General features: G+C 59.6%; 23 protein-coding genes. 15 read left to right on the plus strand and 8 right to left on the minus strand.

The annotated features are described in order from the left end of the window. The first annotated feature begins 154 nt into the window (after positions 1–154). Complete coding sequence (locus tag E1180_RS19520) at positions 155–1,534, plus strand: pseudouridine synthase (protein WP_155193906.1); 1,380 nt, start codon at positions 155–157, stop codon at positions 1,532–1,534. Further along, the gene (gene rsmD, locus E1180_RS19525; protein WP_155193908.1) at positions 1,531–2,094 is read left to right on the plus strand and encodes a 16S rRNA (guanine(966)-N(2))-methyltransferase RsmD; all 564 of its coding nucleotides are present in this window, start codon (positions 1,531–1,533) and stop codon (positions 2,092–2,094) included. The genes E1180_RS19520 and rsmD overlap by 4 nt, the downstream gene beginning before the upstream one ends. 8 nt (positions 2,095–2,102) lie before the next feature. Here the strand turns inward: rsmD and E1180_RS19530 are convergent, their stop codons facing one another. The 6 genes from E1180_RS19530 to purD form a co-directional block, all read right to left on the minus strand. After that, the gene (locus tag E1180_RS19530; RefSeq protein ID WP_208997261.1) at positions 2,103–2,864 is read right to left on the minus strand and encodes an MBL fold metallo-hydrolase; all 762 of its coding nucleotides are present in this window, start codon (positions 2,862–2,864) and stop codon (positions 2,103–2,105) included. Between the two features lie 325 nt (positions 2,865–3,189). After that, a complete protein-coding gene (locus E1180_RS19535; RefSeq protein ID WP_155193913.1) occupies positions 3,190–3,531 on the minus strand; it encodes a hypothetical protein in 342 nt (113 codons plus the stop codon). Positions 3,532–3,641: 110 nt separating this feature from the next. Beyond that, positions 3,642–4,496: a patatin-like phospholipase family protein gene (locus E1180_RS19540; protein ID WP_155193915.1), complete on the minus strand. Its 855-nt coding sequence runs from the start codon at positions 4,494–4,496 to the stop codon at positions 3,642–3,644. Between the two features lie 191 nt (positions 4,497–4,687). Continuing rightward, positions 4,688–7,807 carry a putative bifunctional diguanylate cyclase/phosphodiesterase gene (locus E1180_RS19545; protein ID WP_196220649.1) on the minus strand — a complete coding sequence of 1,040 codons (3,120 nt, stop codon included), beginning with the start codon at positions 7,805–7,807 and terminating at the stop codon, positions 4,688–4,690. 359 nt (positions 7,808–8,166) lie between these two features. Then, on the minus strand, positions 8,167–9,075 hold the full coding sequence (locus E1180_RS19550; RefSeq protein WP_155193919.1) for an alpha/beta fold hydrolase: 909 nt from the start codon (positions 9,073–9,075) through the stop codon (positions 8,167–8,169). A gap of 88 nt (positions 9,076–9,163) precedes the next feature. Further along, positions 9,164–10,441 carry a phosphoribosylamine--glycine ligase gene (purD, locus tag E1180_RS19555; protein WP_155193921.1) on the minus strand — a complete coding sequence of 426 codons (1,278 nt, stop codon included), beginning with the start codon at positions 10,439–10,441 and terminating at the stop codon, positions 9,164–9,166. Between purD and E1180_RS19560 the strand changes: the two genes are divergently transcribed. The 3 genes from E1180_RS19560 to ubiA all read left to right on the plus strand — a co-directional run bounded on the left by E1180_RS19560 (position 10,440) and on the right by ubiA (position 12,178). Next, positions 10,440–10,613, plus strand: coding sequence for a hypothetical protein (locus tag E1180_RS19560; protein WP_155193923.1), 174 nt, complete (start codon positions 10,440–10,442; stop codon positions 10,611–10,613). The genes purD and E1180_RS19560 overlap by 2 nt on opposite strands. Further along, positions 10,610–11,089: a GNAT family N-acetyltransferase gene (locus E1180_RS19565; protein ID WP_155193926.1), complete on the plus strand. Its 480-nt coding sequence runs from the start codon at positions 10,610–10,612 to the stop codon at positions 11,087–11,089. The genes E1180_RS19560 and E1180_RS19565 overlap by 4 nt, the downstream gene beginning before the upstream one ends. A 144-nt stretch (positions 11,090–11,233) precedes the next feature. Next, positions 11,234–12,178, plus strand: coding sequence for a 4-hydroxybenzoate octaprenyltransferase (gene ubiA, locus E1180_RS19570; protein ID WP_283404514.1), 945 nt, complete (start codon positions 11,234–11,236; stop codon positions 12,176–12,178). Between the two features lie 51 nt (positions 12,179–12,229). Here ubiA and E1180_RS19575 read toward each other — a convergent pair whose 3' ends face one another. Then, the gene (locus tag E1180_RS19575) at positions 12,230–12,820 is read right to left on the minus strand and encodes a DUF6101 family protein (RefSeq protein WP_155193928.1); all 591 of its coding nucleotides are present in this window, start codon (positions 12,818–12,820) and stop codon (positions 12,230–12,232) included. Between the two features lie 288 nt (positions 12,821–13,108). On the opposite strand from E1180_RS19575, the gene E1180_RS19580 reads away from it, so the two are divergent. The 6 genes from E1180_RS19580 (at position 13,109) to lpxK (ending at position 18,708) form a co-directional block, all read left to right on the plus strand. Then, positions 13,109–14,452, plus strand: coding sequence for a TldD/PmbA family protein (locus E1180_RS19580; protein ID WP_155193930.1), 1,344 nt, complete (start codon positions 13,109–13,111; stop codon positions 14,450–14,452). Beyond that, a complete protein-coding gene (locus E1180_RS19585) occupies positions 14,439–15,239 on the plus strand; it encodes a 3'(2'),5'-bisphosphate nucleotidase CysQ (protein ID WP_155193932.1) in 801 nt (266 codons plus the stop codon). The genes E1180_RS19580 and E1180_RS19585 overlap by 14 nt, the downstream gene beginning before the upstream one ends. Before the next feature lie 188 nt (positions 15,240–15,427). After that, positions 15,428–15,667 (plus strand): DUF4170 domain-containing protein, encoded by a 240-nt coding sequence (locus E1180_RS19590; protein ID WP_155193934.1) that lies wholly within the window; start codon positions 15,428–15,430, stop codon positions 15,665–15,667. A 30-nt stretch (positions 15,668–15,697) separates the two neighbouring features. After that, entirely contained in the window at positions 15,698–16,396 is a 699-nt protein-coding gene (locus tag E1180_RS19595; protein WP_155193936.1) for a lysophospholipid acyltransferase family protein, read from the plus strand. Then, the gene (locus E1180_RS19600) at positions 16,389–17,699 is read left to right on the plus strand and encodes a 3-deoxy-D-manno-octulosonic acid transferase (RefSeq protein ID WP_155193939.1); all 1,311 of its coding nucleotides are present in this window, start codon (positions 16,389–16,391) and stop codon (positions 17,697–17,699) included. Before E1180_RS19595 ends, E1180_RS19600 begins: the two co-directional genes overlap by 8 nt. Further along, positions 17,683–18,708: a tetraacyldisaccharide 4'-kinase gene (gene lpxK, locus E1180_RS19605; protein WP_155193941.1), complete on the plus strand. Its 1,026-nt coding sequence runs from the start codon at positions 17,683–17,685 to the stop codon at positions 18,706–18,708. Before E1180_RS19600 ends, lpxK begins: the two co-directional genes overlap by 17 nt. Before the next feature lie 277 nt (positions 18,709–18,985). Here the strand turns inward: lpxK and E1180_RS19610 are convergent, their stop codons facing one another. Beyond that, complete coding sequence (locus E1180_RS19610) at positions 18,986–19,204, minus strand: DUF2093 domain-containing protein (RefSeq protein ID WP_155193944.1); 219 nt, start codon at positions 19,202–19,204, stop codon at positions 18,986–18,988. Between the two features lie 238 nt (positions 19,205–19,442). Here E1180_RS19610 and tldD point away from each other — a divergent pair, with 238 nt between their 5' ends. The 4 genes from tldD to E1180_RS19630 all read left to right on the plus strand — a co-directional run bounded on the left by tldD (position 19,443) and on the right by E1180_RS19630 (position 24,144). Then, the gene (gene tldD, locus E1180_RS19615) at positions 19,443–20,867 is read left to right on the plus strand and encodes a metalloprotease TldD (RefSeq protein ID WP_155193946.1); all 1,425 of its coding nucleotides are present in this window, start codon (positions 19,443–19,445) and stop codon (positions 20,865–20,867) included. Positions 20,868–20,996: 129 nt separating this feature from the next. Continuing rightward, a complete protein-coding gene (locus E1180_RS19620) occupies positions 20,997–21,623 on the plus strand; it encodes a glutathione S-transferase family protein (RefSeq protein WP_155193948.1) in 627 nt (208 codons plus the stop codon). An 11-nt stretch (positions 21,624–21,634) separates the two neighbouring features. Next, positions 21,635–22,273: an HAD family hydrolase gene (locus tag E1180_RS19625; protein WP_155193951.1), complete on the plus strand. Its 639-nt coding sequence runs from the start codon at positions 21,635–21,637 to the stop codon at positions 22,271–22,273. An 80-nt stretch (positions 22,274–22,353) separates the two neighbouring features. Continuing rightward, on the plus strand, positions 22,354–24,144 hold the full coding sequence (locus E1180_RS19630; RefSeq protein ID WP_155193953.1) for a monovalent cation:proton antiporter-2 (CPA2) family protein: 1,791 nt from the start codon (positions 22,354–22,356) through the stop codon (positions 24,142–24,144). Positions 24,145–24,217: the final 73 nt, after the last annotated feature.

Raw genomic sequence — 24,217 nt, forward strand, 5'->3', positions numbered from 1 at the left:
CTCCGCATGTACCGCGAATTGCGCGCGCCGTCAGCCATTTTGGCTCTTCGTCAGCCTCTCCATTGGCAGCTATGCGCAATCCGCGCAGCCACCGTGCGCTGAATGATGAAAACAACCGATTCCCGAAAGCCGTCCGCTCTGCTATGACGCATCCATGACAACAAGAAAATTCTCCCAGAACCGTCCCGGCCCGTCGGGTGGCCGCGGGCGCGGCGGGTCTGCCTCTTCCGGTGCCCGGTCCAAACCGCAAAACCGGAAGCCGGACCGCGTGAAAAAGACAAACGAAGCGCCAGCGCCCGCACGCCTTGCGGACGAGGCTGCGGATCGCGGTGAGCGCATTGCCAAGGTGATGGCGCGCGCGGGCCTGTGTTCGCGCCGCGAAGCGGAGACCTGGATCGAAAACGGCCGGGTGGAGCTGAACGGCAAGGCGCTGACAACGCCAGCCGTAACGGTGTCCAGCAAGGACACAGTGCTAGTCGATGGCAAACCGTTGCCGCTGCGGGAGCGGACCCGGCTCTGGCTCTATCATAAGCCAAAGGGCCTTGTGACGACCAACAAGGATCCGGAAGGCCGTCCGACCGTCTTCGACCGGCTGCCGGACGATCTGCCGCGCGTTCTGACCGTGGGGCGTCTGGATATCAATACGGAAGGCTTGTTGCTGTTGACCAACGATGGCGGTCTGGCCCGTGTTCTGGAGCTGCCTGCAACCGGCTGGTTGCGGCGCTACCGCGTTCGGGCCTTTGGCAAGGTGACGCAAGCGGATCTGGATGGCCTGAAGGATGGCGTTGCCATTGATGGCGTTCTTTATGGTGCGATCGAGGCGGTTCTGGACAAGGAACAGGGCGGAAACGTCTGGATTACCGTTGGCCTGCGCGAGGGCAAAAACCGCGAAGTCAAACGGGTTCTGGAGCATCTGGGGCTGGCCGTGAACCGGTTGATCCGTATTTCCTATGGTCCGTTCCAGCTGATGGATCTTCCAGATGGCGTCGTCCGGGAAATCCGCGGCAAAGTCTTGCGGGACCAGCTTGGTGAAAAGCTGGCAGAGGAGGCGGGCGCCGATTTCGATGCGCCGATCTTCCATCAGCCCAAACAAGAAAACGAGCGCAAAAGCGCCCCCAAACGCAGCGGTGGGCGCAGCGGCCCGGACCGGGGCGGCAACCGGCAGGAGCCGCAGTCTGAGGGCAAGTGGCTGACCGCGCGCGAAGGCAAGAGCGAGACGGACCGGCGCAAGGCGGCCAAGGCCGACCGGAGCCAGCAAAAGCAGACCAAACGCAAGAACGCAGGGCCGCGCCAGGAAACCGTCTCCCCCAGGTCGCGTTTCCGCATGACATCGGAGCCGAAACCGCGCCGTGACCGCGAGCAGCGCGAATTCACGCCGCCGCAGAGACGGATCTGGAGCGATGACGGCCTGGTGGAGGATAAACAGCAGGAACGGCGCACCAGCCGTGACAAGCGTGATGACCGGGGTGACCGCAGCGGTGGCCGCGGGCCTCAGCGCGGAGATCGCGGGCCGCGCGGCGGAGGGCGGTCTTGAGGATTGTCGCCGGGCGGTTCAAGGGCCAGGCCCTGGCAGCTCCAAAATCCCAGGCGACCCGGCCCACTAGCGACCGGCTTCGGGAAACAGTCTTCAACATCCTGGCCCATGGTCTAGATGTGGATCTGGAAGGGCTGCGGGTGCTGGACCTGTTTGCTGGAACCGGCGCGCTTGGTTTTGAGGCCATGAGCCGGGGCGCCAGGCATGCCACCTTCATCGAAGAGGGCACGGAAGCGCGCGGCATTATCCGTCGCAACATGGAAGCCTTTGGCCTGAACGGGGTGTCGAAGATTTTCCGCCGCGATGCGACAAGGCTGGGGTCGGCCGGAAACATTGAGCCGTTTGATCTGGTGTTCGCCGACCCGCCTTATGACAAGGCGCTGGGCGAGAAGGCATTGGCCTCAGCCGCACAGGGCGGTTGGCTGAAGCCTGACGCGGTCTGTGTCCTGGAAGAACGGGCCACGGCGCGCATTGATTTGCCGGAAGGATTTGCGGAACTGGACCGGCGGCAGGCCGGCGACAGTCAGGTTCTTTTCGCCAGATACCAGCCCGGCACCTGACTTAACCGTCAAGGCCCGCCTGGCAGCATGACATAAACGGTTGTCTGGGTGGGCAGCGTGGACCGGCTGATAAGCCGTTGCGGACCTTCAGCGCGTGTCACGACATATCCGGCCTCGCTGGCGCGGCTGACAAACGCCTGCAACGCCCCGGCAAAGTGAAAATGCATCGGGATGATCAAGGCTGGCCCGATGCTGTCCAGAACATGCATCAGGCTGTCCAGGCGCAGTGTCGACGAATTGTCGATGGCGGCGAACACAACATCGATTTGGCCAAGCCGGGTCAGGTCGTCCTGCGTCAACCGGTGATGCAAGTGCCCGAGATGGGCGATGCAAAGATCTGCAACCTCAAAAATGAAGATCGAATTGCCCAGCCGCCGGGTTTCACCGTCCCAGCCCCGGATGTTGGTCTGGATGTTGCGGACCCTGACATCTTCCACTGTGATATCGTGGTCCATCGGCCCGCCTTGCGGGTTCCAGCCATACAGAAGATGCTCGATGTTGGGGTCGGGATTGAACGTGTAGTGCGTGCTGTGCGCGCCGTTCATGGTCGCGATCGTGGGCGTCTGCATCGGCCGGTATGTGTCGTTGTAGTCGGTCGCGATCCGCACACCCTGCGGCGTCTGTAATTCAAATGTGGAATGTCCGATGTAGCGGACCTGAACTTCATCTGGCTGAAGCGATGCCTGCCAGACACGCGCTTCGCCGGGCATAACCGGTGCGAAAGGCGCTTCGGCGACCAATTGGCAGATGGCCAGAGCCGGTTGAGCCACCAAGAGACCTGCCGCAAATGCTGCGTTCAGGATCCACAAACGTTTTCTCTGAAAGCAGGTGACCGCTTTCCTTATCCATCCAGCAGAATTTCCCATATCGCTTCCCCGGTCGAACTTCGCCTTTTCTGAAGGGTAGGCGGCACTGCGCCAAGGGCAAGGTTTAAAGACCGGTTGCCTGCTATCTATGCGCTGGGGGAGACTAGGGAACAGGCTAAAGAACTGGGGAACAGGCCAAAGAAAAGGCAACCGGCATATGCAGCGTACTGCTATGGCGGTTGCCAGGTGGGGGCAGGTGGGAGGAAGGACCAGCCCCGGGAATGACTTTTCAAACGACGTGCAGACTGACCGGCGGGCGTGTGCCCCGTGGCCGCTGCTTCATATCCTGCTCGTTCGTCGCGCCTTGACGCGATAGCTGATAGATTTGTTCGCCGGCATATCCGGCTTCATCGACAAGAAGGCTCCGGCTGCAATCGGCCGCGATCGACAATCCGATGGTGCGCCAGTGCGCCCTGCGGAAACAGTAGACCGCGAGGGCCGCCCGCTGCCGTTCAGGCAATTGGTCTCCAATCTCTCTGACGGCGGCAGCGCCAGCGTCCACCAGCCGTTTCAAGAACATGTCCGGCACAGGACATATTTCCAAATCAGCAGATCCCGACCGCTTTTGCATGATCCAACTCCAAAAGGTTTGATTAAAATTATTTCGGAGTTAGATGAATCAATTGTTAACTGGATGAATAGGCCGAATAATAATTGGGCGTCTGGTAAATAAAACGTAGTTTAAAAGGACAGTGTCATTGTCTTTTCTGTCAATGCTAACAGCTTTTCTTTTGTCTCTTTACGCAAGATTTCAGAAGCTGCCAGAATTTTATCCGCTTTCATGAAATCAAGAACACGGGTCGTGTCATGGGGCGGCCGGATAAGGATATCTGGTTGAACTCGTTTGAGTTTTTCCGCCGTGACGGTCTGCATCAGGATCTGCGCCGAGCCGAAAAGCGAATCGAGCATGCTGATATCGTCCTTGTCCGCACGCGGGACCGGGGCGCCGACGACATCAACTGCGATCACGATATCGCACGTGTCCTGCAGCCCGTCGAAAGGCAGCGGGTTGACCGCGCCGCCATCCACCAGAAGACGGCCGTCATGGCGCACGGGTTTAAAAACCGCCGGAATCGCTACGGAGGCCGCGACCGCCGGAAGCAGGGGACCCGCTTCGAAGTCGACCTCTTGGCAGCCATAAAAGTCGGTGGCCAGCACACGAAGGGCAATATCCAGATCTTCAAACCGGTCTGGAAGATGTGCTCCGACGAATACTTCAAGAACACGCTCCGGGTCGAATTGGACCGGACCGGGTTTGAACACGTCGGCGAATTTCCGCGGCCGCAACTGCCATAGTCTGGAGAGCACGCTGTTGCGGTCGGCAAATGTCTCCAGGGCGATGTCGCGAATGGCTTCCCCGCTCAGGCCACTGGCATAGGCCGCGCCCAGGATCGCACCGATCGAAGTGCCCGCGATCTTCACGGGCTTGATGCCGAGATCGTCGAGCGCTTCAAGGACGGGGATATGAGCCAAGCCGCGGGCGCCGCCGCCGCCAAGTGCCAATCCGATCCTTGGTGCGTTGCTTGTCACTGTCATCACCGCCTTGTCCTTGCGCTCGCTGATCGAATATCGAGTGATCGTGCGACTTTGCGTGTTTCTGGCAAAGCGCCCGATGCTCCGTATCGGCCCGGCAAATGTGGGGTAGGCTGATGCGCCTGCCAAGTCAATTGGCGGTGGCAGAGTGACGTGCCGACGGTCAGATCGGGTCTTATTTATTGAGGTTGGTACTAGACGACGAAATGGACATCCTGCGTGGTTGAGCAGAACCAGTCGTTCATTTGCTCGAACGGCATTGGCCGGGCAATGAGATAGCCCTGGATGGAGAAATCGCCCATCATGCGCAGGCGCTGGTACTGCGCATCGGTTTCCACGCCCTCACACACGATTTTGATGTCCAGCGAGCGGGCCAAATGCACAAGATGGTTCACCACGGCCTCTTTCTTCGGATCGGCCAGCATCTGCTTTGTGAACGAGCGGTCGATCTTCAAGCCGTTGATCTTGAGGCTGGTGACATGAGACAGCGACGCATAGCCGGTTCCGAAATCATCCAGCTCGATATGGACGCCAAGCCGGTAAAGCGCATCGAGCGTTGACAGGTGGCTGGCCCCTTCCTCGTCCAGGAATACGGATTCCAGCACTTCTGCGGTGATGTAGTCAGCCCCGATATTATGCTTGTTCATGGCAAGCGTAAAATGATCCAGAAGGGACCCGGATGCCAAATGGGATGGCGAGACATTGATGGATATGCGGCCGAAATCAACGCCCGCGTCCAGCCAGCTGCGGGCAGCGGCCAGGGCTTTGTCGATAACGATGTTGCCAAGCACCGGGGCAAGATTTGTCTTTTCAACAATGGGCAGGAATTGCGCCGGGGACAGGATGCCGCGATCCGGATGCCGCCAGCGGACAAGCGCCTCCACACCGGTCACGTTCTGGCCGCGCAGCGAAACCTGCGGCTGGTAAACCAGGAAGAACTGATCCTGCTCAATGGCGCGGAGCAGCTCACGCTCGACCATGGCCTCGTCGTCACTCACAGTTTTCATGTCGCGGGTGAAGAACGTGAAGCGGTCCTTGCCCTTTTCTTTCGACTGATAAAGGGCAAGGTCGGCATGGGTCAGCAGCGTGTCGAAATCGGTGCCGTCATCCGGGCAAAGGGCAATGCCCATACTGACGGTCGGCCAGAATCTGTTGCCGTTGAATTCCATCGGCATGCGCATCAGACGGCGGGCCCGCTCGCACAGCTCGTTCGGATCGGCATCGAAGCGATTGGCCAGGATCACGAACTCATCGCCGCCCCACCGGTAGGGCGTTCCAAGGCCGCGGCAAACCTCCCGCAGGCGCCGCCCGGTTTCCTCCAGGCAATAATCACCCGCAAGGTGGCCCAGCGTGTCGTTGACCTTCTTGAAGTTATCCATGTCCACATGAACGAGGAACGAGGGCTTGTTCGAACCGGCAAACCACTCCTTGGCGTCGCGCTGACAGCCGGCGCGGTTGAAAAGCTTGGTCAGGGAATCAAAATAGGCCAGCCGTTCGGCGCGGTTCTTCGCCTCACGCGTCTCGTTTTCACGCTGAACCCGTTCGGTCACGTCATTGGCCATGACGACGAACAGGTCCTTGTCATGGTCCCGGAAAAGCTGCACCTGCAAGTCAACCGGATAAATCGTGCCATCCTTGCGCCGGTGGCTGCTTTCCACCGTCAGGTTGGCGACTCTGCCGTCCAGCAAAGGCATGACATGCCGTTCGACGGTTTCCTTCTGATAAACTTGGTTGATGTCCCAGATACACTGGCTTTTCAGTTCATTTAGACGGTAGCCGAGATTTTCCAGCGCACTGGAGTTGGCATATTCGATGCCGAAAGTCTTGGCGTCGAGGATGTAGATCTCGTTGAGTGACGATTCCAGGATTTCCGCCAAAAGGTCTTTTTTGCGTTCTGCCTGCCGCCGGTCGGTAATGTCATGGACCGTGCCCACTTCAATGGATGGCCCGCCAGCCGGATCTTCGACCATGTGTCCGCGGAAATGCAAATAGCGGATGGAACCGTCTTCGCGGATGATGGATTGTTCAAAATCGAAACCGCCGGTTTTTTGAACGGACGCCCGGGCTGCATCCAAGGCGGCTTGGCGTTGGGCTTCCGGAATGAGAGCAAGCATCCGGCCGCGGATTTTGGTGGGCGGGGTATCGTCCGGCAGGCCAAGAATCCGGTAGAACTCGTCCGAAGCGACAATTTCCTTGGTGCCGAGGTTTCGTTCCCAGCTGCCGATACTGGCGACATGTTGCGCTTCAATGAGCCGCCTTGCCGTGTTCTCCAGCTTCACCGTGCTTTTGTGAACGGCATTTTCCAACTGACTGTGCGTGGTCAGGATGGACGCCTGAAGCATATCGACCAGCCTTCTGAACAAAAGCCAGAAAACGCCCGCCAGTGCGACGCCTGCCAGGAGCGACAAGATGCTGCTGCGGATGAAAGATCCGATCGTCCCGGTGATATCCTGCAGCAGGACCAGCTTTGATGTGGCGGCGCTCGAAAGGATGGAGACGTCAAGATCCTGCGCGAGGAAGATTTTGCCGTCAGTCCGGAAAATGCGCCCGTCTTGCGCCTCGAGCAAAGAGGATGCGGCGGCAGCGTCAAAATCCGCGCCCGAAAACCCCGCGTCAGAGGCCGCCCCGGCTCCCATCGGGCGGATTTGGGCGTGAATTGCACCTTCGTCATCGGCGGAGGCCGGGCCATCTGCTTTGGCTGTGGTCACCGCGACCACTTCCGCATCGAGGGCCTCGCTGACAAGACGCAAGGCAGGTTCGATGTTGATGGAGAGTTTCAGGTATCCGAGCAACCGGCCGCTGGCCGTCCAGGGTTCCAGCAAACTGACCACGACCTCGTTATTCTCACCCAGTGCGATGCTGTCTGGGGTTTGATAGAGCGAGGCGGCCAGATCCGATTGGAACGAAACCCTCGGATCTTCTATGTGGCTGGGGGCATGTGCATGATAGGCAAAGCTCCGGTCGGCGGAGTAGATCGTAAGCTGCGAAATGCCGAGCCCCTTGGCCCGCTGCGCAAAGATCGCATCTGCGATCAGGCGGACCTTTTCGTGATTGCCGATCCTTACGGCGTCTTGAAGCTCCAGGTCGGCGGCGATTGCGGAGGTGGCATCTGCAAGAGCGGCCCGTCCGAGCGCCTTTTGCTGTGCCAGCAAACTCGTAATCGTGCGTTCGATCTGCTTGGGCGGCTGATGAATGTGCCGGTATTGGGTGACAATGTTGTAACCGGTCAGAAGAACGATGGTCAGGGTCAAAAAACTGAGAAACGCGATCCGGAGCGGCCGCTCAATCAAAGAGCCCCCATCGGTCAGAGCCATGAGGTTATTCGACAACGGCTTTTTCATCCGGCCAAACAGTGGTTTGGCCAGCTTTCCCCTTCTGGGATTATCCCCGTTCCGTTCGCCCACACTCAGCACCCATACCCCCAACTCCAGTGGTGCACACTCACTGTTATCTGATGGCTGTTAATGCGCCGGCGCTTCGCGCTCTTCTTTCAGCAATAACCACTGCGAAAAATCACAATAGTTGCAATTGGTTAAATTGCGTTGAATCCGTTCGTTAAGAAAATTAACAACAACTGCAGAGATGTTGTGGATTTGCAGAATGCATAGAAGGTTCAAGCAACTGAAAAAAATATTAAAAAAAGCGGAGATTTAGAGATAATTTGGATGGGGTTTCAGCTTGTCTTGAAAAAGATGGTGAAATACTTCCCGGTTTCCAGAGGGGCCTCTTCCGGTACAAAGTGCCCGCAATCGATTGCATGGCCACCGGCCTGATCACACCAGCCCTTCCAGACCTTGAGCGGATCGCGAACCCGGGCGGCAATACCTTTCGTGCCCCACAGCACCATTACAGGCGGTTTGATTTTCCGCCGCGCATTCATGTCGTCCTCGTCATGCTTGTAGTCGATTGTCGCACCGGCCCGGTAATCCTCGCAGGTTGCTGAAATTCTGTCCGGGTCGCAGAACCAGGCCCGGGTATGGGCCAAAGCTTCTGGCGCAAAACAATCAAGGGATTTCTGTGCGGTCCAGCTTGCCAATGTGTGTTCCAGGAACCGGATTGGCGATGCTGCAATCAGGTCTTCGGGAAAGGGGGCGGGTTGGGCAAGAAACATCCAATGATAGATGTTCAAGCCGAAAACCCGGTTCATTCGGTTCCAGTAGTCATAGGTCGGCAGAATGTCGAGAACCGCGAGGCGCTCGACAATTTCCGGATGATCCAAGGCCATCCGGTACGCAACACGTCCCCCACGGTCATGGCCTGCGACGGCGAACCGGTCGTACGATAAGATGCGCATGAGTTCCACCATCGTGGCGGCCATGGTGCGTTTGGAGTAAGCGCCATGGTCGGGACTAATCGGCGGAACGTCCGACGCACCATATCCGGGAAGATCCGGCATAACGAGGCGGAAATGCTCTGCTAGGCTTGGGGCAATCTTGTGCCAGATGACATGCGACTGCGGGTAGCCATGCAGCAGCAAAAGGGGAGGGCCGGACCCTCCCGTCCGGCAGTGAATCCAGCCGGATGCCGTCTCAACAGTGATCGTGTCAAACCCCGGAAACAGATCCGGTTTGCCGTGCCCCATCACAGTCTCCCATCCAATCGCACCGGAGACTAAACGGGTTCGTGGGCGGCCGCCAAGTCAGAAAGCGGAGCGGATGCGCTGAATGCGGTTAGCCTTTCGTCTCACGTGCAATGGCACGCCAGCCGATATCGCTCCGGCAGAACCCATCCGGCCAATCGATGGAGTCAATCGCCGCATAGGCTTTCTGCTGTGCGTCGGCCACGGACGATCCGACAGCGGTCACGTTCAATACACGGCCGCCATTTGCCAAGATGGCGCCGTTTGCGGACTTCGTTCCGGCATGAAAGACCTCAACATCCACATCGGAAGCCGTGTCGAGGCCGCGGATTTCGGTGCCCTTTTGATAGCTGCCGGGATAACCCTTGGCCGCCATCACGACTGTCAGGGCAGGCCTCTCGTCCCAGTCCGCGCTAACAGTGTTCAAGGTGCCATCGACAGCTGCTTCGATCAGGTCAAGCAAATCTGTCTTCAGCCGCATCATCAGGACTTGGCATTCCGGGTCTCCGAAACGGGTATTATACTCAATGAGTTGCGGGCCATTCTCGGTGATCATAAGACCAGCGTAGAGGACGCCTTTGAACGGGGTGCCCCGGTCGGCCAGTGTTTTGATCGTCGGATTTATGATCCGGTCCATGACGGTTGCGATGATGTCATCCGTCAGCACCGGTGCCGGGGAATAGGCGCCCATTCCGCCCGTATTGGGGCCGGTATCACCATCATGAGCGCGTTTGTGATCCTGTGCCGTTGCCAGCGGCAGGGCATGCGTCCCGTCGGACAAGACGAAGAAGCTGGCTTCTTCTCCCTGAAGAAATGCTTCAATGACAACTTCGGCTCCGGCATCACCAAAGGAGCCGTCGAAACAGGCTTCAACCGCCGCGACCGCTTCGTCCAGCGTCATCGCGACAACGACACCTTTTCCAGCTGCAAGGCCGTCAGCCTTGACCACGATTGGCGCCCCCTGTTCCCGGACATAGGCCAGTGCTGCTGCTTTGGTGTCGAAGCGCCCATAGGCAGCTGTTGGAATGCCCGCTTCATCGCACACACCCTTGGTGAAGGCTTTCGAGCCCTCCAGCTGGGCAGCCGCCTGGCTGGGGCCGAAAACTTTGATCCCAACCTTTTCAAGGTCATCCACCAGTCCGGCAACCAGCGGGGCCTCGGGGCCAACCACGACAAGATCAATGGCATTTTCCCGGCAAAACCCGATCACGTCTTCATGGTTCGAAACGTCCAGGCTGGTGCTGGCCGCAAGCTGGTCGATCCCCGCATTGCCCGGAGCGGCATACAGCTTTGTCAGTCTGGGTGATTTGGAAAGGGCCCATGCAAGCGCATGTTCGCGGCCGCCGGAGCCGATCAGGAGAATTCTCATGAAACGTCAATCTCGCAGGAATGATGCCAAGGAGTGCAGATCGTCCGGCTTGGCCGGGGACGATGCGCAATTTGGGCGCGGTCTAGCACGGCCTGCCTTGGCCTGCAAAGCAGCGCTGGCGGAGAAAACCGGACTTGGCGGAAAACCGGACCGGGCGCGCCGCCGCATATGAGCCGCACTCTGCAAATCATCCTGGGAACACCGGCCAACCGGAAAGCAGTTCTGGCTGTCATGCAGGACTGCTTTGCCGGCCGGGGTGAGATTTTTACAAAAGCCCATGAAACCGCAGTCAGCCAGCTGCTTGTGGACCCGTCTGCCGGCCGGATCTACTTGGTCGAGATCCGGGGGCAGCTTGCAGGTCTTGTCAGTGTTGCCTTTCAGCAGTCCGTGCTTCTTGCCAACAAGCTGGCGGTTCTGGAACTGATTTTCCTGAAAGAGGATTTTCGCAACCGGGGCCTCGCACAGCGGATCCTGCGCAGTGTTGCGGGGGACCTTGAGGCTTTCGGGCAGCCGGTCGTGGCCGCTTACCTCGATCCGTCGGACCCGTTCTGCCGGCTGTTCGAGCTGGAGGGTTTTTCCGAAAAAGCGACGATTTGCTTCATGGACTGTCCGCCTCCAGACATGGATCCTGATGACACTCCCTTCTGACCAAGGGGTGGATGAATACGTCATCCACGTCTGGTCCGCCGAAGGCCATGGCATTTTGGTTCCATTTCTGGGGCCGGACCCTAGCCATGGCGGGGGCAAACTGACTAAAAGCGGCGTATCGACAAGAACAGAACAGGCGCGACAGTGTTTTCAACCAATGATACCGGCCCCGTTGCGGATGCGATCAAGCAGCACTGGGTGGACACGCGGCTTCCGGCCGGACTAAGGCCCTATGCGCGGCTTGCCCGCTGGGAAAGACCGATCGGCTGGTGGCTTTTGTTGTGGCCATGCTGGTGGTCAGCGGCACTGGCAGCTGTTGCTGCGGGCAACGGCTGGCCAAATCCGTGGCACCTTCTTTTGTTTTTCATCGGGGCGGTCGCCATGCGGGGGGCGGGTTGTACCTACAACGACATTGTCGACGTCGATATCGATGCGCAGGTCGAGCGGACCCGGTCGCGGCCTATCCCCGCCGGCCAGGTTACCAAGACCCAGGCCAAGATCTTTCTGGTTCTTCAAAGCCTAGTTGGTCTTGCCGTTCTGCTGCAATTCAACACTTTCTCAATTGGGCTTGGCATCATTTCGCTGGTGCCGGTCGCCATTTACCCCTTCATGAAACGCTTCACCAACTGGCCCCAGCTGTTTTTGGGCCTGGCGTTTTCATGGGGCGCGCTCATGGGCTGGGCCGCGGTTTTCGGCTCTTTGTCCTGGGCGCCGGTGTGCCTGTATCTTGGCGGGATCGCCTGGACCATTGGCTATGACACCATTTATGCGCATCAGGACAAGGAAGATGATGCACTTGTCGGCGTGAAATCGACCGCGCGGCTGTTTGGGGAGTGGACCAAACTCGCCTTGGTCGTTCTGTATCTAGTGGCATCGATCTTGTTCGCGCTTGCTGCAGCCTTTGCTGATGCCGGTCCGGCGGCCTTTACGGGAATTGCCATCGGTCTGATCCATCTTGGGTGGCAGGTCACTGTGCTCGACATTGACGATGCCGATCAGTGCCTGAAACTGTTCAGGTCCAACTCGAAATATGGATGGATCATCTTCGCGGGCTTCTCGGCCGATGCGCTGATCGGCTGGATGGTCTGAACCCAACCGGGCACGGTTTCGGCCCGCGTTTGCTGAGAGGGTCTTGCCCGCTTAAGTGCGGGCAATGATTTCCCGTTCATTCGCGTGGGAAACAGGCATTCCGGATGAATGGCCAACCATGCGGCGGTTCAAGAAACGCGGGCGGCGGCCCGTCAGCAGCCGCATTTTCCTGCGGGGTGCGGGCGCAGTGGCTGATGTCGCGGAAAAGGCTTCTATTGGCTTCACGTCTCCGCCGAGGTCACAGACCAGCATCGGCAGCGACAGCGTCTGGGCCCACATGCTCCACAGCGTTGCCAGATTGTCGGGCGCGCTGGTCTCCGCCAGTGTGATGGACAATGCGGTGTCGGGATGTTTCAGGATCAGGGAAGCCGTGATCTCACCCGGACGCCCGCCGGGAACAATGCGTACCATGACGCCATCGAAAGCGGACATGGCAACCGAAATGGTGATCGGCACACCGGCAATGCGGCGCTTGATGATTGCCTGATCGCGATCAAGGTGAATATCGGACGGCAGGGACGGGGTCCCGGGCCGCGATTCCAGTCTTTGCTGGAATTGGGCCGGAAGGCAACCGGGATGCGGCAATGCGAAATTGCTTGTCCCGGTTGCCAGAGTGCCCTGTATTTCTGTTTGACGTCTCAAATCAACTCTCCGCCGGACCTTTTGGTCTCTTGATGGCTTGAGAGTAACGCGGGGCCGTCGAAAACAACTTAAGATATACGGTTAAAAAACTCTGATTTTAAAGAGGGTTACTACATTGTAAGCGGCCCGGTAACGGACTGTTTACAACCGGAAGCGGAAGCCGGTCTTTTGCATCTTCTATATTGATGGAACGGTCCGCGATCCCATCTTTGTTGCCAACACCACACCAGCTGTTGCGATGCCATTTTCCAGCGCGTAAACAACGCTCATCAGATAAAGGCGGGATACATGTCCGAAAGTATTGATCAAGGCGAATTGCAGAACCGTGCGGGGCGGCTGGTGGATGCGGCACGAAAAGCAGGAGCCGATGCTTGCGACGCCATTGCGGTTTCCGGCGTGTCGCTGTCGGTCGATGTGCGGGAAGGCAAGGTCGAGGAAACCGAGCGTGCCGAGGGCGACACGGTGACCTTGCGGGTTTTCGTCGGCAAGAAGACGGCAGCCGTGTCCGCCAACCGCGCGGATGACCCGGCGGACCTGGCCGCTCGTGCCGTGGCGATGGCCAAGGTCGCTCCTGAAGATCCCTATGCAGGGCTGGCCGACCAGGACCGGCTTTTGAAGACGCTTCCGGAACTGGAACTGCTGGACACGACCGAAATGACGGCCGATCAGCTTGCAAACATCGCGCTGGAAGCTGAAGCGGTGGGTCTTGCTGTCTCCGGCGTCAGCAAGTCGGGCGGGGCTGGGGCCTCCTGGCGCCTGGCCGGCGTTGTTCTCGCGACAAGCCACGGGTTTGAAGGGGCTTACCTGTCCTCACGCTATGGTATGTCCATGACGGCGGTTGCTGGCGACGGCACGGGCATGGAGCGGGATTACGATTTCGACAGCCGGACCTTCTTTGAGGATCTGGACGCACCGTCCGAGATCGGCAAGCGCGCCGGTGAGCGGGCCGTCCGCCGTTTGAACCCGCAAAAGATCACGACGCGGACCGCGAATGTAATTTACGAGTCCCGGGCCGCCCGCAGTTTGCTGGGGCACCTGTCCGGTGCCGTCAACGGCGCATCGATTGCCCGCAAGACCAGTTTCTTGAGAGACAAGATGGAAACCGCCATCTTCGCGCCGGGCATTGAGATCGTGGATGATCCGTTCAAGCGCCGCGGGGCCGCAACTCGGCCGTTTGACGGCGAGGGGACTGCGGCCGGTGTCTTGAAGGTAATTGAGGACGGGGTTCTCAAGCACTGGTTCCTGGACGGCGCGACCGGCCGCGAATTGGGACTGGAGCCAAATGGCCGGGCCAATCGCAGTGGCAGCGGAACATCGCCCGGTCCGACCAACATTACCCTTATGCCCGGGCAAAAATCTCCGGAAGAGCTAATGCGTGAGGCCGGAAGCGGCCTTCTGGTCACCGATCTGATCGGTCATGGGGTAAACGGTCTTACTGGGGACTATTCGCGCGGGGCCGCCGGGTTCTGGTTTGAGAACGGCGAGATCGTAGAGCCGGTCAGCGAGATCACCATTGCAGGCAGCCTCAACGATATGTTCAAGCGCATGGTGCCCGCAAGCGATCTCGACAACCGTTATTCGGCGGCAACACCCTCCGTCATGATCGAAGGTTTGGCTCTTGCCGGAAACTGACACGCACCAGGACGAGGCAGATCTGACCCTTCTGGAGACGGCAGCCCGTGAAGCAGGGGCGCTTGCGCTTACTTACTTCGGGCGGGATCCGAGAACCTGGTTGAAGGGGAACAAGTCGCCCGTATCCGAGGCCGATCTGGCCGTCGACACCTTGCTTGCAAGCCGTCTGCGGGAAAGCCGCCCTGAGTATGGCTGGTTGTCCGAGGAAACGGTGGATGACAAGCGCCGCCTCGATCAGGACCGCGTGTTCATCGTCGATCCGATCGACGGCACCCGTGCCTTTCTCGCAGGTGGCGAGGAGTGGACCGTATCGGTCGCCGTGGTCGACAGGGGCCGCCCTGTAGCTGGGGCCGTGTTCTGTCCGAGGCGGGACGAGATGTTTCTGGCCCGCGCCAAGGGCGGATGCCGGCTGAATGGCGAAACGATCCTGGTCTCCAAACGCGCGGATGTGCAAGGGTCCCGCCTCACCGGGCCGCATTCCATCGTGTCGGCCGAGGCCGTCAGGGCTTCGGGTTTTGAGCCGCAGGAAATCCTCCGCTCCCTTGCGTACCGGATCGCAAATGTCGCATGCGGCCGTGTTGAAGTTGCCGCAGCGCGCGGCGGGCCAAGTGATTGGGATCTTGCAGCGGCGGACCTTTTGGTGCAGGAAGCGGGCGGAAAACTCTCCGGCCTGGATGGCCAGTCCATGATTTACAACCGGGAAAAGACTCGGCATCCGGCTTTGATTGCCGCGCCCGCTGCGCTCCTGGAAGCTGCAACGGCGGTCCTTGGAGATGTGATCCGCTAGATCAGCGGGCGATAAATCTGTCTGATTTAGCGCCCAAAGCTGATCGATTATGGAGTGCTTGAGCATCTTTGGGCGTTTTGCCAAAGCGCCCGATGCTCAAGATCAGCTAAGGGCGTTAAATAAGAAACGATTTAGCGCCCAATGATGCTATAGGCCGCACGGCAGACGATACGAAAGCGAGGAAGTCCATGAGTGAGACCGAAGCCCCGAAACAGCTTTTGCATCTGGTGTTTGGCGGCGAACTGGAATCGCCGGAAGGTCTGACGTTCCGGGATCTTGATGAGCTCGATATTGTCGGGATTTATCCAAACTACGCTGAAGCCTATACGGCCTGGAAGGCCAAGGCGCAGCAGACCGTCGACAACGCGCATATGCGCTATTTTATTGTTCACATGCACCGCTTGCTGGATCCGGATACGGCCAGCTGAGCGGTTTGCCTGCATTAGGCGATAACAAAAATGATCAAACGCCTCAGCCGCCACCCCCTTGTATTATCGGGTGTGGGGACGTTGCTCGCCGGGTATTTGAAACTGGTCTATCACACGAACCGGTTTCGGATTGCTCCGGAAGGTGTGCACGCGACGACCGAAGAACATTTGCCGGTGATCGTGGCCATGTGGCACGGTCAGCATTTCATGGTGCCTTTTGCGAAACCGGCCCATTGGCCGGCGAAGGTCATGATTTCACGCTCCGCCGACGGCGAGGTCAACGCAATCGCGGCCCAGAAATTCGGTCTTGGTCTCATCCGCGCATCCGGCGGGCGCAATGCCCGGCAGATCAAGAAACGGGGCGGCATGAAAGGGTTTATCGAGGCCCTGAGGTCGTTGAAGGAAGGCTATAGCATTGCCATGACCGCCGATGTGCCCAAGGGCCCGTCGCGGCAATCGGGTGTTGGCATTGTTCAACTGGCGAAGCATTCCGGCCGTCCGATCCTGCCGGTCGCCGTGGCCACCAGCCGCAGCAAGGAGCTGGACACATGGGACAGGGCAAGCATCAATCTGCCATTCGGCCGTGGTGGGATTGCGGTCGGTGACTTGATCTGGGTGCCAGAGGATGCCAGTGACGATACGCTGGAGACCTACCGGGTGCAGGTGGAAGAGGGGCTGAATGAGGCGACCCGCCAGGCCTATGAACTCGTCGGCAGGACCGATGGCTAAGCGGCCGGTACCGGTACGTGTCTACCGGGCCCTGACATGGCTGTTGACGCCGTTTTTCCATCTGTTGTTCTGGCTGCGCAGCCGGACCGGCAAGGAGCTCCCCGGGCGCAAACCGGAACGGTTTGGATACGCCAAGACGCCCCGCCCGGAAGGCACGCTTGTCTGGGTGCATGCGGCCAGCGTGGGCGAGACCAGTTCCGTCCTGCCGCTAATTGAGGCGCTGGTGGCGCGGAACTGCACGGTTCTGCTGACAACCGTCACGGTTACCGCTGCCGAACTCGCCTCGGCCCGCCTGCCTCAAGGGGCAATCCATCAATTTGCGCCCTATGACAGTCCAGGTCCGGTCGCCCGGTTCCTGGACCACTGGCGGCCGGACCTCGTGCTGGTTGTGGAATCCGAAATCTGGCCGTGCCTGTTCGAGGCGGTCGCGAGGCGCGCCACGCCCTTTGCCCTCCTGAACGGCCGGATATCGGACGGCTCGTTCCGCAACTGGTCCCGCCTGAAGCGTGCTGCGCGCTACATCTTCCAGTGCCCGGATGCGGTTCTGGCGCAAAGTCCGGCGGACGCGGAACGGTTTCGAAAACTCGGGGCGCGGCGGGTCGAAACGCCGGGGAACTTGAAATTCGACTCCGATGAACTGTCTGCGGACATGCAAGTTGCCGGTGCCCTTAAGAGCCAGATCGCGGGGCGGCCGGTCGTTCTGGCGGCTCTCACCCATCCCGGTGAAGATGATATCGCGCTGACCGCGTTCCTAAAGGTTCGCAAAGAACACGCCGGCGCCTTGCTGATCCTTGTGCCCCGGCATCCGGCACGTGCCAGCGAGGTTGCGGATCGGGTCCAGGAGGTGGGTCTGACCCTTGTCTCGCGCTCGAGCGGAGAGGCTGTCACGCACCAAACAGATGTCTTTCTCGGGGACACGCTGGGGGAAATGGGGCTTTTTTACCGGTTGGCGCCGGTCACATTTCTCGGCGGCTCGTTCGCCCTGGTTGGCGGGCATAATCCGGTGGAAGCGGCCCTGCTTGGATCAGCTCTGGTCACCGGACCGAATGTGTCCAACGCCCGCGCCATCTACAAGGAATTCTGGCACCGCGGTGCTGCGGTGAAAGTTATGGCTCCTGAAGACCTAGGGGCGGCCCTTATCATCCTGTTAAGCGGGCCCGGACAAGCACAGGCGCAGGCAGAAAGAGCGCAGGCCCTTGTGCAAGAGGGTCGCGGCGCGCTTCAAAACACCCTCGGGCTTTTGGACAAGATGCTTGAACCGGCTAGAGCGCATCAGGAGGCTGGGCATGACAAAAGCGCCTGAATTCTGGTGGCAGCCAAACCTGTCGGCCAAAGCCGCCTTGCTGATGCCTGCGGGCTGGATCTACGGCGCTGTTGCCGCCCGGCGGATGCGGTCGCGCCCCAAGGCCAAAAGCAGATTGCCCGTTATCTGTATCGGCAATTTCGTGGCGGGCGGAACCGGCAAGACACCGTTTGCGATCCGGCTGGCCGAGCGGCTGAGCGAAGAAGGGCACGCACCCGGATTTTTGCTGCGCGGATATGGGGGCAAGCATAAAGGGCCGCTGCCCATAGACCCAGACCGCCATGACGCGGCTATTGTCGGCGACGAGGCACTCATGCTGGCTTCTGTTGGGCCAACGATCGTCTCCGCCGACCGGGCCGCTGGCGCTGCCCTTGCCGAGAGCCTTGAGATCGACATCCTGCTCATGGATGACGGATTTCAGAACCCGGCGCTGGCCAAGGATCTGACAATCGTGCTGGTGGATGCAGCGGTTGGGTTCGGCAATGGCCAGTGTATTCCTGCCGGACCTTTGCGGGCCCCGGTCCGGGCTCAGATCCTCAAGGCGGACTGCCTGATTGTGGTCGGCAAGGGGGAGGCGGCAGAGCCAGCCATTCATCTGGCCGCGCGCAAGGGATTGCCGATCCTGCACGCCCATGTGGAGCCAAGCCGCAACGACGCGCTTATCGGGCGCAAGCTGTTTGCCTATGCCGGGATCGGGCGGCCCGAAAAGTTCTTTCAAACCCTGAAGGATCAGGGGCTGGATGTGAAGCAGACCCGCGCGTTCGCCGACCATCACCTGTTCACGGAACAGGATGCGCGGGCGCTTATAACCCAAGCTGAGGAAAACGGACTGCAACTGGTCACGACGGCCAAAGACATGGCGCGCCTGGAGACCGGTTCAGGCGAATTGATGCATTGGCTCGCCTCGCGCTCCGAGGTGCTCGATGTGGATATGGTGATCGAAGAAGAAGACCGGCTGATCGCGCTCATCAATGAGCGCTTGCGCCGCCGTCAGTTCCAAACGGGCTAGGCTCAGGACCTACTAATTTGACAGAAATGGTAGGGATGGGTTTGTTCGGATACAAGGCGCAAAACTGCAGCAAACCGTCCGGTTTGCAAAGGTTTGCAACAACGTTGCCGGGCAAACACGCCCTATCCCAAAGGGACGCAAAAACGGCGTCGATCTGCTGCGTCAAACCGCTCAACCGGGCAGGAAGCCCGCTTGTCACGCTTTTCCTTGCAGCTCATTGCCGTTTGCTGCGCCATTTCGATCAAATTAATAGGTCCTGAGCCTAGAGATCCGTCGCCTATTTCTGGGTTTGCTGGTAGCGCTTCATGGATGCATGAGCATCGACATAGGCTTCCTGAAGTTCCACCGACCAGTATTTCAATTCATCCAGCGGGATCGCCGTGCCGGTGACAGCGCAGCGCACGAAGGTTCCCGGCGTTTCCACCTGGTAATCCCCATCCAGGTAGCGCACGCGCGCTTCGGAAGGGATGCGGGGATTCTCGTATCGGTTCATCATCGTGCCGTGTCTGGTGCCTGTTGTCCCAAGGATTTAGGCTCTTTATGCCATATCGCAAGGCACAGGCAAGCAGGAAGCGGAGATGCGGGCTGGTGAGCGGCTGATCATGCGATCCGGTTCCCGGTGCGTATAATGCGGGCATGACCTTTCTTTTTGGGATGAATTGTCCGCCGAAAAACCTATGTTGTCGGCTAACAAGCGAATGATGGGCCCAGCCCGTGCAGAACAGGATGCCGCAATGACCCTTTCGACCAGCGACTTGATCGAAACCTCCGGCCTTGGCCTTGAGACCGCGAAGCGGATCACGGCAGAGGCGCTGTCCGGTGCCGATGATGGCGAATTGTTTGTCGAATACAGTCAGCTTGAAGGTCTTGTCTTTGACAATGGCCGCTTGAAATCGGCCAATTACGACACGTCTCAGGGGTTCGGCCTCAGGGCTGTTGTGGGTGAGGCGGCTGGGTATGCACATGCCGGTGACATTTCCGAAGGTGCTTTGAAGCGGGCGGCGGACGCTGTCAGCGCGGTCAAGAAGGGCTATTCGGGCTCTTACGCGGCAGCGCCGTCGCGCACGAACCAGACGCTCTACACCGACCGGAACCCTTTGGCGGGACCAAGCTTCGAGGACAAGGTCAAGCTGCTCCAGGAAATCGACGCTTATGCAAGGGCGAAAGACCCGCGTGTCCGTCAGGTGTCTGCCTCTCTGGTGGGGGCTTGGCAGGTGGTGGAGATCCTGCGGGCGGACGGTCATCTTGTGCGTGATGTGCGCCCGATGGTGCGGCTCAGCGTGTCTGTTGTGGCCGGTGAGGGCGACCGGCAGGAAAGCGGCTCCTTTGGATGCGGCGGGCGCGAGGCGTTCGACCGGTTCATCACCACGGAAAACTGGCAGGGCGGCGTCGATGAAGCGCTGCGCCAGGCGCTCGTCAATCTGGAGGCGGTCCCGGCACCGGCCGGAACATTTGATGTTGTGCTTGGTCCTGGCTGGCCCGGCATTCTTCTCCATGAAGCGGTCGGCCACGGTCTTGAGGGCGACTTCAACCGCAAGAAAACCTCTGCTTTTGCCGGTTTGATGGGCGAGCGTGTTGCCTCACCGGGGGTCACCATTGTCGATGACGGCACGATTGCCGACCGGCGTGGCTCGCTGACGGTCGATGATGAAGGCACGCCCGCCAGCCGCACCGTTCTCATCGAAGACGGGATCCTGAAGGGCTACATGCAGGACCGGCAGAACGCCCGGCTGATGGGTATGGAGCCGACCGGCAACGGCCGCCGCCAGTCCTATGCCCACATTCCGATGCCGCGCATGACCAACACCGTCATGATGAACGGCGACAAGGATCCGCAGGAAATCCTGGAATCGGTCAAGGATGGTATTTACGCCGTTTCCTTTGGCGGCGGCCAGGTGGACATCACGTCCGGCAAGTTCGTCTTTTCCTGCACCGAGGCCTACCGGGTGGAAAACGGCAAGGTCGGTGCCCCCGTAAAAGGGGCGATGCTCATCGGAAACGGACCGGACGCACTCACCCGTGTGACCATGATCGGCAACGACATGAAGCTGGATCCGGGCATGGGCACCTGCGGCAAGCAGGGCCAGGGCGTGCCGGTTGGGGTCGGCCAGCCATCCATGCGCATCAACGCCATGACAATCGGGGGCACGGCGGTTTAATCCTGCGGGCGGATGAACCGCCCAGACGCAAACGTCTTGAAGCTGGTTCTGGCGGGTGATTTGTCCTATGACAAACGCCCGCCTTTTCGTTGGCGGCTCCGGCCGCCCTTACACTTGGAACACTTCCCGATGACCAGCCAAATCAAGATCTGGGGACGGATCAATTCGTCCAACGTGCGCAAGGTGCTGTGGTGCGCCGAAGAGCTTGGCCTTGACTATGAGCAGATCGATGCAGGCGGCGCTTTTGGTGTCGTGCAGTCGCCCGACTATCTTGCGCTCAACCCGAACGGCCGGATTCCCTGCCTGCAGGACGGGGATTTTGTCCTGTGGGAATCCAACGCCATATGCCGCTATTTGGCGCGCAAATACGGCGCAGCGCCCTTTGCGCCGGACGATCTGGAGAGCTGGTCGCGCGCGGACCAGTGGATGGACTGGGTGATCAATTTCGGTCTTCCGTTCCGAAATCTGTTCTGGGAAATGGTCCGGACCAAGCCTGAAGACCGCGATCCCGCGGTGATTGAAACCGGCATTGCCCATTGCACCGGCCTTCTGGAAGTGGCCGACGCGGTTCTGGCCAAACAACCCTATCTTTCGGGCGATGAACTCGGCGTTGGCGACATTCCCTTTGGGAGCCTGGCCTATGCATGGTTTAATATGGAAATTGAGCGGCCAGACCTGCCGCATCTGGCAGCCTGGTATCAGCGCCTTGCGGACCGCTCCGCCTACCAGAAAGGCGTCATGAGCCCGCTGACCTGATCTGCCGCGCCATGTGCAGAAAGCAAAGTCCCATTCCGGACATCCGGTTTGTCATCTTCGACATGGACAAGGTGCTCTATGACTATGAGCATCCGGTCCGGCTCGCGCTTCTGGAGGAGTTGACTGGACGGCCGGCGGCGGACATTGACCGGGATGTCTGGGGCGGGCCCCATGAAAACGCGGCGGAAGCGGGAGAACCGGAGACGGCGGAGGCCTATCTGGCGCAGTTTGCCCGGCTTTTGAAACACCCGATTGATTTTGACACCTTCGCGGATGTCAGGCGCCGGATGATGCGCCCGCGGCAGGACGTGCTGGCCACGGTCCGCAGATTGAAGCCACGGGCAGATCTCGCCCTGTTGACGAATAACGGCATGTTGCTCAAAGCCGCTTTGCCTGTCTGTGCACCCGAAGTTATCGAAATCTTCGGTGAAAAGGCGCATGTGTCCGCTGAATTCAAGGCCCGCAAGCCGGACCGGGACGTCTATCTGAAAATCTGCGGGCGTTACGGCTATTCACCCGATGCCGCGCTCTTTGTCGACGACCGCCTCGAAAACACCGATGGGGCAGCGGCTGCCGGATTGCATGTGCATCACTATCAAAACCATGATGGTCTATTGCGATGTCTCAAGGAGCATGGCTTCAACGTCTGATAATGGGTTCGCAGTACATTGAGTTTTCTGTCTTATAAGCTGAATGAGCCCGTGTTTCGCAAACCGGGTCTGGAGTAAGGATGGCCGCTGAAAGCGCACCCCCGTTTTTTGCAGAATCGATCGTGTTTCTGGCGGCCACGGTGGTTGCGGTCCCGATCGCCAAACGGCTCGGGCTCGGCTCGGTGGTTGGCTATCTGGCGGCAGGCGCGGCGATTGGCCCGCACGGTCTGCAATTGCTCGGCTCGGGAGAAGACGTTCTCCATGTGGCCGAACTGGGTGTGGTTCTGCTTCTGTTTGTGATCGGCCTTGAACTGGATCCCAGCAAATTGTGGCGCATGCGGCGCGATATTTTCGGCCTCGGCACCGCCCAGGTGGTGTTTACCGGGATCACGCTTTTTACAGTCGCGCGCTTTGCCGGGTTTTCGCACGCCACCGCCCTCGTGGCCGGTTTCGGGCTTGCATTGTCATCCACGGCATTCGCACTGCAGATCCTGCAAGAACGCGGGCAGTTGTCATCGCCTTACGGTCAGCGCGCCTTTGGTATCTTGCTGTTGCAAGACATTGCCATTGTGCCGCTTCTGGCCATGGTTGCGATCCTGGCCCCAGGGGAAGGTCCATCCACCATGGCCGACATCGCCCAGGAGGTTGGGCTGGTTCTTGCGGCGGTGGGCGCGGTGATCTTTGCCGGACGCTATCTGATCTCCCCGGTGTTTTTGCTGCTGGCTGCGAGCCGGGCGCGAGAGGTCATGCTGTCGGCGGCCTTGCTGGTAGCCCTTGGCAGTGCGGGGATCATGCATTCGGTTGGCCTGTCCATGGCGCTGGGCGCGTTTCTGGCCGGTGTGCTTCTGGCGGAAAGCAGCTTCCGCCATACGCTGGAGGCCGATATTGAGCCGTTCCGCTCGCTGCTGATGGGGCTGTTTTTCGTTGCGGTGGGCATGTCGCTGGACATCTACCTTGTCATGGCCAACTGGCAGTATGTCATGGCAGGTGTGGCGCTTGTCATGGGACTGAAGGGCCTTTTCCTGTGGGCGCTGGCGCGGGGCACGGGCTCGCCGAATTCCGATGCGCTAAGGATTGCGGTCACGCTGCCGCAAGGCGGGGAATTCGCCTTCGTGCTGTTTACCGCGGCGGTGGTCAACAACCTTCTGGATTATCAGACCGCCAACCTGCTCAATGCCGTGGTGATCCTGACAATGCTGCTGACGCCCGTTGCCGGGCTCGGCCTTGACAGCTTTGCCGCCCGGCTGAAGGCAAAGGGCGTTGAAAACCCGTCGGTCGAAACCTTCGAGGAAGCAACGCCAACAGTGTTGGTGGTCGGGTTCGGCCGATTCGGCATGGTGGTCGCGCAGATCCTGACCTCGGAAGGGCTTGAGATCACCGCCATCGACAACCGGCCGGACCGGATCGATTACGCCCGCAAGCAGGGCTACAAGGTCTATTACGGGGATGCCACACGCGCCGATGTCCTGGCTGCTGCGGGCGCGGGAAAGGCAGCCCTCGTTGCCATGTGCATCGAAAATGACAAGATCATGGCTCAGTCGATTGAACTGATCCGGGAGGGGTTCCCGGAGGCTCTGATCTTCTGCCGGGCAACTGACCGGGCGCACGCACTGGATCTGACCAAGCGCGGGGTTGATTTCCAGATACGGGAAACCTTCGAATCAAGCGTTGTGTTCGGCCGGGCCGCGCTGGAGGCTCTGGGCACTCCGCTCGACCGGATTGACCAGATCGAGGAAGACGTCAGGCTGCGCGACGAGGAGCGCCTTGCCGAACAATTGAGCCAGGGCATGTATGCCGGTTCGGAAAAACTGCACCGGGTCACCCCAAGGACAGCGCCCAAGGACAATCAGGACGCCACGCCCGCGCAATAGGGGCAGTGGCCGGTCTGATGTGAAAAAGGCGCCAACCGGCGCCTATTTTTTATCAATTCTGGTGTGGTTCGGC

This window comes from Roseibium denhamense, assembly GCF_009711415.1.
GTDB lineage: Bacteria > Pseudomonadota > Alphaproteobacteria > Rhizobiales > Stappiaceae > Roseibium > Roseibium denhamense.

Excerpts from the sequence above, each read along its gene's own strand:
- E1180_RS19520 (WP_155193906.1), top strand. The coding sequence starts at position 155 with ATGACAACAAGAAAATTCTCCCAGAACCGTCCCGGCCCGTCGGGTGGC.
- E1180_RS19535 (WP_155193913.1), bottom strand. The coding sequence starts at position 3,531 with ATGCAAAAGCGGTCGGGATCTGCTGATTTGGAAATATGTCCTGTGCCG.
- E1180_RS19540 (WP_155193915.1), bottom strand. The coding sequence starts at position 4,496 with ATGACAGTGACAAGCAACGCACCAAGGATCGGATTGGCACTTGGCGGC.
- E1180_RS19545 (WP_196220649.1), bottom strand. The coding sequence starts at position 7,807 with ATGGCTCTGACCGATGGGGGCTCTTTGATTGAGCGGCCGCTCCGGATC.
- E1180_RS19550 (WP_155193919.1), bottom strand. The coding sequence starts at position 9,075 with ATGGGGCACGGCAAACCGGATCTGTTTCCGGGGTTTGACACGATCACT.
- E1180_RS19560 (WP_155193923.1), top strand. The coding sequence starts at position 10,440 with ATGAAACGTCAATCTCGCAGGAATGATGCCAAGGAGTGCAGATCGTCC.
- purD (WP_155193921.1), bottom strand. The coding sequence starts at position 10,441 with ATGAGAATTCTCCTGATCGGCTCCGGCGGCCGCGAACATGCGCTTGCA.
- E1180_RS19565 (WP_155193926.1), top strand. The coding sequence starts at position 10,610 with ATGAGCCGCACTCTGCAAATCATCCTGGGAACACCGGCCAACCGGAAA.
- E1180_RS19580 (WP_155193930.1), top strand. The coding sequence starts at position 13,109 with ATGTCCGAAAGTATTGATCAAGGCGAATTGCAGAACCGTGCGGGGCGG.
- E1180_RS19590 (WP_155193934.1), top strand. The coding sequence starts at position 15,428 with ATGAGTGAGACCGAAGCCCCGAAACAGCTTTTGCATCTGGTGTTTGGC.
- E1180_RS19595 (WP_155193936.1), top strand. The coding sequence starts at position 15,698 with ATGATCAAACGCCTCAGCCGCCACCCCCTTGTATTATCGGGTGTGGGG.
- E1180_RS19600 (WP_155193939.1), top strand. The coding sequence starts at position 16,389 with ATGGCTAAGCGGCCGGTACCGGTACGTGTCTACCGGGCCCTGACATGG.
- lpxK (WP_155193941.1), top strand. The coding sequence starts at position 17,683 with ATGACAAAAGCGCCTGAATTCTGGTGGCAGCCAAACCTGTCGGCCAAA.
- E1180_RS19610 (WP_155193944.1), bottom strand. The coding sequence starts at position 19,204 with ATGATGAACCGATACGAGAATCCCCGCATCCCTTCCGAAGCGCGCGTG.
- tldD (WP_155193946.1), top strand. The coding sequence starts at position 19,443 with ATGACCCTTTCGACCAGCGACTTGATCGAAACCTCCGGCCTTGGCCTT.
- E1180_RS19620 (WP_155193948.1), top strand. The coding sequence starts at position 20,997 with ATGACCAGCCAAATCAAGATCTGGGGACGGATCAATTCGTCCAACGTG.
- E1180_RS19625 (WP_155193951.1), top strand. The coding sequence starts at position 21,635 with ATGTGCAGAAAGCAAAGTCCCATTCCGGACATCCGGTTTGTCATCTTC.
- E1180_RS19630 (WP_155193953.1), top strand. The coding sequence starts at position 22,354 with ATGGCCGCTGAAAGCGCACCCCCGTTTTTTGCAGAATCGATCGTGTTT.